The following is a 7,307-nucleotide window of genomic DNA, read 5'->3' as shown; positions in this document are numbered from 1 at the left end:
TATAAAATCTGGTCGACCAAATATGACGAGACCATCACCGCGACCGAGCTTGCCGACGAAGAAGAGCTGAACCGGCTGCGCGCCTATCTCGACCAGCAATTGTCCAACCTGCAATCGGTGGTGACAAAACTCGCCAACCGTCTGCAACGCCGCCTGATGGCGCAGCAAAACCGCAGTTGGGATTTCGATCAGGAAGAAGGCATGATTGACGCAGCGCGGCTTGCGCGCATCGTTGTCTCGCCGGGCAGCTCGCTGTCGTACAAGGTCGAACGCGAAACCGATTTCCGCGACACCGTGGTGACCTTGCTTATCGACAACAGCGGATCGATGCGCGGACGGCCGATCAGCATCGCCGCGATCAGCGCCGACATATTGGCACGCACGCTGGAACGTTGCGGCGTCAAAACCGAAATTTTGGGCTTCACCACCCGTGCGTGGAAAGGCGGCCAAGCGCGTGAAGATTGGCTCGCTGCTGGACGGCAACCCATGCCCGGCCGCCTCAACGACTTGCGCCACATCGTCTACAAAAAAGCCGATGAGCCATGGCGTCATGCCAAGCGCAACCTTGGCCTGATGATGCGCGAAGGTTTGCTGAAAGAGAATATCGACGGCGAAGCCCTGCTTTGGGCGCACAACCGCCTGATCGCCCGCGCCGAAGACCGCCGCATATTGATGGTCATTTCCGACGGCGCGCCCGTCGATGACAGCACCTTGTCGGTCAACCATGGCGGCTATCTGGAACAGCATTTGCGCAAAGTTATCGAAATGATCGAAACGCGCTCGCCCGTGCAATTGGTCGCGATCGGCATCGGCCATGATGTCACCCGTTATTACAAACGCGCCGTCACTATCATGGACGTTGAACAATTGGGCGGCACGATGATCGAACAACTCGCCGGGTTGTTTGACGAGGAATAGGCTTGCCTTTCACACAGCTACGCCGCGGCGTGGGCAAGCGATCCGTGGGGACGGGTTTTGAACATTACCGTAGCCCTGAGCAGCAGGCAGCGCCTGCGGCCGTCGAAGGGCGCATCTCGACTGTAGCGCAACACTGACATTCGGCCCTTTTAAACTTTAATTTCTGTCACCCTGAACTTGTTTCAGGGTCTTACTTCGCGGCGGAAAAGGCAAAAATTAAGACCCTGAAACAAGTTCAGGGTGACGGTTGGAGGCGGGAGTTTCGATCGCGCAAGCTGCCTTGACCTAATCGCGCATTTCCAGCATCGTCGACACCAATGTCAGTAGTAAAATCCCTCTTCTTTTTCGGGCCGTTGTTCTTTGGCCTCGCCTTCCTTGCGCCTTTGGTTGCGCAAGTGATGGTCCGGCTGGATGTGAACGCACCCTTTGCGTTGTCGCCACTCCAATTCGGCCTGATTATCGGAACGGTGCTGGGCTTGATCGCGACATATCGGGGCAAATGGGTATGATTAGTCAAAGCCTGCGCGCGCGGGAAAAGGCAATTGCCGAACAGTTTATGGGCGGCATTCCGTGGCTCATGGTGTTTTGGGGCATCACGAACACCGCCATTTGGATCGCATTATGGCCGTTGGTCTTTACCGGCATTATGCCGTTGTGGCTTGGCTTCATCATCGCGACGATCAATATCACGGCAAGCTACCTGCCGTCGCATGATGCCCAACATTATATCATCGCGCCCAAGGGATCAAAACTGGAATGGTTTAACGAGCTTGTCGGACACTGGTCGCTCATTCCGTTAACGCTTCCGCTGCGTACAGCGCGCATCACGCATATGGCGCATCATAAGCACGCCAATGATCCGCTGTTGGACCCCGATTATTCGACCCACGCAAACGGCCCGTTGCACGCAATATGGAAAACCATCGTCAACCGCCAACCCCGCGCCGAAGGGGGCTTTAACCGCTATGGCCAGTTGTTGCAGCAGTGGGACAGTCCAGCCGCGAAGTCCGCTTTGACGGACGCGATTATCAGCAAAACATTGTTCTTCGGCATTCTCGCCGCTTTGGCATTGAGCGGCTATGCGATAGAGGCCGCGTTGCTGTGGTGGCTGCCGCGGCATTTGGCGTTGACCTATATTTCATTCTACCTCAGCTGGGCTCCGCATCATCCCGGCGCCGAAAAAGGACGCTATAAGGACACCAGAGCCTTCAAAAGCCGCATGGGCAATATCTGGTCATCGGGCATGCAATATCACATCGTCCATCATCTTTATCCCACGATCCCGCTGAACAAGACCCCCGCGGCATATCGCGCGCTCCGCCCGATATTGTTGGAGCGCGGGTGTAATCTCGACCATATGTAGGCGAATTGGGATACACGCCGATATTCGGCCCTTTTAAACTTTAATTACCGTCACCCTGAACTTGTTTCAGCATCTTACTTTTTTGACCGCGGTGGACAAAGTAAGACCCTGAAACAAGTTCAGGGTGACTTTGAGAGATTGGAGGTGGGTTGACCTACGCACCCATTTCCAGCATCGCCAATCCATGTCCGAGCTTAAACTCTTCAACAGCCTGACCCGGCAACTGGAAACCTTCACACCCGTCCACGCTGGCGAGGCGCGCGTCTATACCTGCGGCCCGACGGTGTATAATTACCCGCACATCGGCAACATGCGCGCATATGTTTTTGCCGACACGCTTGGCCGGGTGCTGTCATATAAGGGCTATAAGCTCACCCATGTCATCAACATCACCGATGTCGGCCATCTGACCGACGACGCCGATGCCGGCGAAGATAAGATGGAGAAGATGGCGGCGGAAAAAGCGCAGTCCATTTGGGACATCGCAAAGCATTATACGCAAGCGTATTGGGACGACATTAAGGCGCTGAACATCCGTCAGCCCGCGCATTGGTCGATTGCGACCGAATATGTGCCCGCGATGATCGCCTATGCGACCAGCATTGCCGACAAGCATTGCTACGAACTGGAATCGGGCCTGTATTTCGACACCTCGACCGTTGCCAATTATGGCGCATTGGCCCGTGCCAAGACCGAGGACGGAGAGGGCCGCATCGAAGAGGTCGAAGGCAAACGCCACGCCGCCGACTTTGCCATTTGGCGCAAGACGCCCGCGGGCGAAACACGGCAGATGGAATGGGACAGCCCATGGGGCAAAGGCGCGCCGGGTTGGCATCTGGAATGCTCGGTCATGTCAGAGGCGCTGCTTGGCCTGCCGTTTGACATCCACACCGGCGGCATCGACCACCGCGAAATCCACCACCCCAATGAAATCGCGCAAAATCAGGCGCGCTGCGGCGGTGACCACAGCGGCGCACAATTTTGGATGCACAACAATTTCCTTATCGAACGCAGTGGCAAGATGAGCAAATCATCTGGCGAGTTCCTGCGCGTACAATTGCTGATCGACAAAGGCTTCCACCCCCTCGCCTACCGCCTGATGTGCCTGCAAGCGCATTACCGCAGTGAGCTGGAGTTTAGCTGGGAGGGTTTGCAGGCTGCGTTTGTGCGGTTGAAGCGGATGGTGATGGCTGCCTCAAACCTCAAGGCCCGTCATGCTGAACTCGTTTCAGCATCTTACTTAGCGACGTCGGAAAGTAAGACCCTGAAACACGTTCAGGGTGACGTTGCTCCGGCGATTTCGGCGGCGCTTAACGATTTTGCGGCGGCTGTTTCAGATGACCTCAACACCGCTATCGCAATAACATCGCTAGAAACGCTCATCGGCTTGAAGAAGGTCGACGCTGCACAGCATCTTGCCGCGATTGGCGAGATGGACGCAGTTCTGGGTCTGAACCTTCAAAGTCTAAACCGCACCGACCTACGCATCCGCCCCAAAGCCGCCGTCATCACCGAAGCCGAAATCGAAACCGCCCTCGCCGCCCGCAAAGACGCGCGCGCCGAAAAAGACTTCGCCAAATCCGACGCCATCCGCGACGACCTCATCGCCAAAGGCGTTGAAGTCATGGACGGCGACCCGCTGGGCTGGGATTGGAAGTTGGATATATGATGCTCAAATTTGCTTGGCTCATCCTTGCGGCTATCCACGCGTTGCCCGCGCTGGCGCTATTCCGTCCAGCGATGATTGGGCAGCTTTACCGCGTCGCTAGCGATAACCCCTTGTTTCTGTTGCTGCATCATCGCGCTGCGCTGTTCCTCGTTATCTTTCTGCTTGCTGTCTGGGCTGCTTTTGACCCTGCGAGCCGCCGCATTGCCAGCGTTGGCGTCGGCGTCAGCATGTTGTCATTCTTGGTTCTCTATTGGTCTGCAGGCTCACCGCCCGCGCTGAAAACCATTGCGATGACCGATCTTGTCGGCATCCCGTTTTTAATTTTTGTAACTTGGAAGGCTTTTGCCGCATGACCAAAACGAAACTCGTGATGTCGGGCCTTGTGCGTCCCCTGATTGAACCGCGCTTGCCCGATTGGATCGAGCCGCATTTCTTCATGTCCAAGGAAGAGGCACTCGCCCTCGCACCGCAGGCCGAGATCGGCTGGTTCGACATGTATGACAAGGGCGATATGGCCACGGTCATCAATGCCGCCACCAACATGAAATGGCTGAACAGCATCTATGCCGGTGTCGACGGCATGCCGCTGGCGCAGTTGAAGGCGCAGGGCTGCGTTGTCACCAATGGCGCAGGCATCAACGCGATTACCATCGCCGAATATGTCGTCATGGGCATGCTGACCGTCGCGAAGAACTATCGCGAAGTTGTCCGCGCGCAGGAACGCCGCGAATGGCTGCTCGATTCGCCTGGCAAGGTTGAACTGTTCGGTTCCAAGGCTTTGCTGCTTGGCTATGGCGCGATTGGAAAGCTGATTGAAGAGCGGCTGAAGCCCTTTGGCGTCGATGTCACCATTGTGCGCCGCTCGGCAGGCCCAAACACGCTGACGCCCGATCAATGGCGTGCGCAATTGGGCGATTTTGATTGGGTCATCCTTGCCGTTCCCGCGACCGCAGAAACCGACGGCATGATTGGCGCAGACGAACTTGCCGCGATGAAAAATAGCGCAACGCTCATCAACATCGCGCGCGGTTCCGTCATTGATCAGGACGCGTTGGTCAGCGCGTTACAGGACAAGGACATCGCCAATGCCTTCCTTGATGTGACGACACCCGAACCCTTGCCCGCCGATCACCCTTTGTGGAGCCTCGACAACGCGCATGTCACCATGCACTTGTCGGGCCGCGCGCAGGACAAAATGTTCGTGCGTTCTGCCACGCGCTTCTTCGAAAATCTGGAGCGCTACCGCCAAGGCGCACCGCTTGAGCCAATGGTAAACCTCGATCTGGGATATTAACAACCACCGTAGCCCTGAGCAGCAGCCGCAAAGCGGCTGCGTCCGTCGAAGGGCGCTTATCGGGTGTAGCGCTACCCCCGACAGGCGTGCTTCGACAGGCTCAGCACTTACGGTATAGGAGAACACGACATGCCCCATAACCCCGCCGAAATCTGGCACACAGTTGCCCTGTCACGCGATGTTGATGCGATATCCGCCGTCCTGCACGACGATTGCGTGTTTGAAAGCCCGGTTGTCCACTCACCGCAAATGGGCAAGGCCATCACCGCCAAATATCTCGCCGCCGCAGGGCATACGCTGGGCAATGCCGAATTTGCCTATGTCGGTGAATGGCACCGCGAAAACAGCGCCATTCTGGAATTCCAAACCGTGATCGACGGTATCGCCATCAATGGCATCGACATGATCACCTGCGATGATGATGGCCTCATCACCCATTTCAAGGTCATGGTTCGCCCGTTGAAGGCAATGAATATGCTCCACCAGAAAATGGGCGAGATGCTGCAGCATATGAGCGCATAAGCGCATGGCAACCGGAGAAACATCCAGCCGGTGGCGCCTTTTTGTACCGAAACTTGCCGGCGCAAGCTTGCATGACCGGTTGATCGCATGTGCCGGTGCTGGCCTTGGTGTCCTTGTCGCGGCGCTGGCGGGGCTTGGTGTTCAGGACATGTTCCCTGCTTTGCCGTTCCTGATTGCCCCCATTGGCGCATCGGCGGTGCTGGTTTTCGTGGTGCCCTCCAGCCCATTGGCACAGCCATGGCCCGTTTTTGGCGGCAATGTGATTTCCGCTTTGGTCGGCGTGACCGTGCTGCATATGGTACCCGTTACCTTTGCCGCGATCGCCATTGCCGTGGCCGCGTCGATATTATTGATGTCGTTGCTGCGCTGCGTTCATCCGCCCAGCGGCGCTGTCGCCATCACGACCATTTTGGGCGGCCAAGCCATTGTCGATGCGGGCTATATATATCCCCTGTCGATCGTCGCCGCCAATTCCGCGGCATTGCTTGCGGCAGGCTGGTTATTCCACCGTTTCAGCGGCCACAGCTATCCGCATCGCGCGGCGGCCACACCTGCCCTGCCCGTGGGCCTCTTGCGCGCCGATATCGATCAAGCGGTTCAGGAAACCCATGAGACCTTCGACATCGACTTGGCTGACCTAGAAGCGTTGCTCCTCACCGCCGAACGCATCGCCGAACAACGCCGCGGCAAAAAGTAACCACATAACAAAAAAGGCCGGAAGGTTTCCCCTCCGGCCCATTATCTGTGCTTCATAAAGCGTTGGACTATTAGAAGTCCATACCGCCCATGCCGCCCATTCCGCCCATGCCGCCTGGCATGCCGCCGGCGCCAGCAGCCTTATCTTCTGGCGCGTCGGAGATGGCAGCTTCGGTGGTGATCAACAGACCAGCAACCGATGCCGCGTCTTGCAACGCTGTACGGACAACCTTGGTTGGGTCGATAACGCCCGCAGTTACGAGGTTTTCGTAAACGTCGGTCGATGCGTTGAAGCCCATGGTTTCGTCGTTTTCACGAAGCAGGTTGCCCGAGACAACGGCACCGTCATATCCGGCGTTGGCTGCGATCTGACGCAATGGAGCAACAATCGCCTTGCGGATGATGTCGATACCACGTGTCTGGTCGTCGTTGACGCCCTTGAGGCCTTCGAGAGCCTTTGTACCGTACAGAAGTGCAGTACCGCCGCCTGGGACGATGCCTTCTTCAACGGCTGCGCGGGTTGCGTGCAGCGCGTCATCAACGCGGTCCTTGCGCTCTTTCACTTCAACTTCGGTCGAACCACCGACCTTGATCACGGCAACACCGCCGGCGAGTTTCGCCAAACGCTCTTGCAGCTTTTCACGGTCATAATCGCTGGTTGTGTTTTCGATCTGCGCACGGATCGCTTCTACGCGGCCCTTGATCGCATCGGTTTCGCCAGCACCGTCGACGATGATGGTGTTGTCCTTGTCGATGCTGACGCGCTTGGCTTGGCCGAGCATGCCCAAAGTGACGGTTTCCAGCTTGATGCCCAGATCTTCGCTGATCATTTCACCCTTGGTGAG

8 protein-coding genes and 1 pseudogene are annotated in these 7,307 nt (G+C 57.0%); 8 read left to right on the top strand and 1 reads right to left on the bottom strand.

Going from position 1 to position 7,307, the window contains the following annotated elements; all coding sequences use genetic code 11:
* The 8 genes and pseudogenes from ACILQA_RS08575 to ACILQA_RS08540 all read left to right on the top strand — a co-directional run.
* Positions 1 to 918, top strand: a pseudogene (locus ACILQA_RS08575) (cobaltochelatase subunit CobT); the annotation flags it as partial.
* 317 nt (positions 919 to 1,235) lie between these two features.
* Positions 1,236 to 1,427, top strand: a complete 192-nt coding sequence (locus ACILQA_RS08570; RefSeq protein ID WP_395629325.1) for a hypothetical protein — start codon at positions 1,236 to 1,238, stop codon at positions 1,425 to 1,427.
* Positions 1,418 to 2,281, top strand: coding sequence for a fatty acid desaturase (locus ACILQA_RS08565; protein WP_395629324.1), 864 nt, complete (start codon positions 1,418 to 1,420; stop codon positions 2,279 to 2,281). The genes ACILQA_RS08570 and ACILQA_RS08565 overlap by 10 nt, the downstream gene beginning before the upstream one ends.
* A gap of 184 nt (positions 2,282 to 2,465) precedes the next feature.
* Complete coding sequence (gene cysS, locus ACILQA_RS08560; protein ID WP_395629323.1) at positions 2,466 to 3,950, top strand: cysteine--tRNA ligase; 1,485 nt, start codon at positions 2,466 to 2,468, stop codon at positions 3,948 to 3,950.
* The gene (locus ACILQA_RS08555) at positions 3,947 to 4,303 is read left to right on the top strand and encodes a hypothetical protein (protein ID WP_395629322.1); all 357 of its coding nucleotides are present in this window, start codon (positions 3,947 to 3,949) and stop codon (positions 4,301 to 4,303) included. The genes cysS and ACILQA_RS08555 overlap by 4 nt, the downstream gene beginning before the upstream one ends.
* Positions 4,300 to 5,244 carry a D-2-hydroxyacid dehydrogenase gene (locus ACILQA_RS08550; RefSeq protein ID WP_395629321.1) on the top strand — a complete coding sequence of 315 codons (945 nt, stop codon included), beginning with the start codon at positions 4,300 to 4,302 and terminating at the stop codon, positions 5,242 to 5,244. The genes ACILQA_RS08555 and ACILQA_RS08550 overlap by 4 nt, the downstream gene beginning before the upstream one ends.
* A gap of 129 nt (positions 5,245 to 5,373) precedes the next feature.
* Complete coding sequence (locus tag ACILQA_RS08545; RefSeq protein WP_395629320.1) at positions 5,374 to 5,766, top strand: nuclear transport factor 2 family protein; 393 nt, start codon at positions 5,374 to 5,376, stop codon at positions 5,764 to 5,766.
* Between the two features lie 4 nt (positions 5,767 to 5,770).
* Positions 5,771 to 6,463 carry an HPP family protein gene (locus ACILQA_RS08540; RefSeq protein ID WP_395629319.1) on the top strand — a complete coding sequence of 231 codons (693 nt, stop codon included), beginning with the start codon at positions 5,771 to 5,773 and terminating at the stop codon, positions 6,461 to 6,463.
* A 70-nt stretch (positions 6,464 to 6,533) separates the two neighbouring features.
* Here ACILQA_RS08540 and ACILQA_RS08535 read toward each other — a convergent pair.
* Positions 6,534 to 7,307, bottom strand: a 774-nt coding sequence (locus ACILQA_RS08535; RefSeq protein ID WP_395629318.1) for a TCP-1/cpn60 chaperonin family protein, incomplete at its 5' end; no start/stop codon positions are given.

The organism is Sphingorhabdus sp. (genome assembly GCF_044239005.1).
Classification (GTDB): Bacteria; Pseudomonadota; Alphaproteobacteria; order Sphingomonadales; family Sphingomonadaceae; genus Sphingorhabdus_B.
Note: the sequence above shows the minus strand (reverse complement) of the source record. Positions and strands in the feature narration are given on the sequence as shown.

Coding starts and splice junctions, on each gene's coding strand:
- ACILQA_RS08545 (WP_395629320.1), top strand. CDS start 5,374: ATGCCCCATAACCCCGCCGAAATCTGGCACACAGTTGCCCTGTCACGC.
- ACILQA_RS08555 (WP_395629322.1), top strand. CDS start 3,947: ATGATGCTCAAATTTGCTTGGCTCATCCTTGCGGCTATCCACGCGTTG.
- ACILQA_RS08570 (WP_395629325.1), top strand. CDS start 1,236: ATGTCAGTAGTAAAATCCCTCTTCTTTTTCGGGCCGTTGTTCTTTGGC.
- ACILQA_RS08565 (WP_395629324.1), top strand. CDS start 1,418: ATGGGTATGATTAGTCAAAGCCTGCGCGCGCGGGAAAAGGCAATTGCC.
- cysS (WP_395629323.1), top strand. CDS start 2,466: ATGTCCGAGCTTAAACTCTTCAACAGCCTGACCCGGCAACTGGAAACC.
- ACILQA_RS08540 (WP_395629319.1), top strand. CDS start 5,771: ATGGCAACCGGAGAAACATCCAGCCGGTGGCGCCTTTTTGTACCGAAA.
- ACILQA_RS08550 (WP_395629321.1), top strand. CDS start 4,300: ATGACCAAAACGAAACTCGTGATGTCGGGCCTTGTGCGTCCCCTGATT.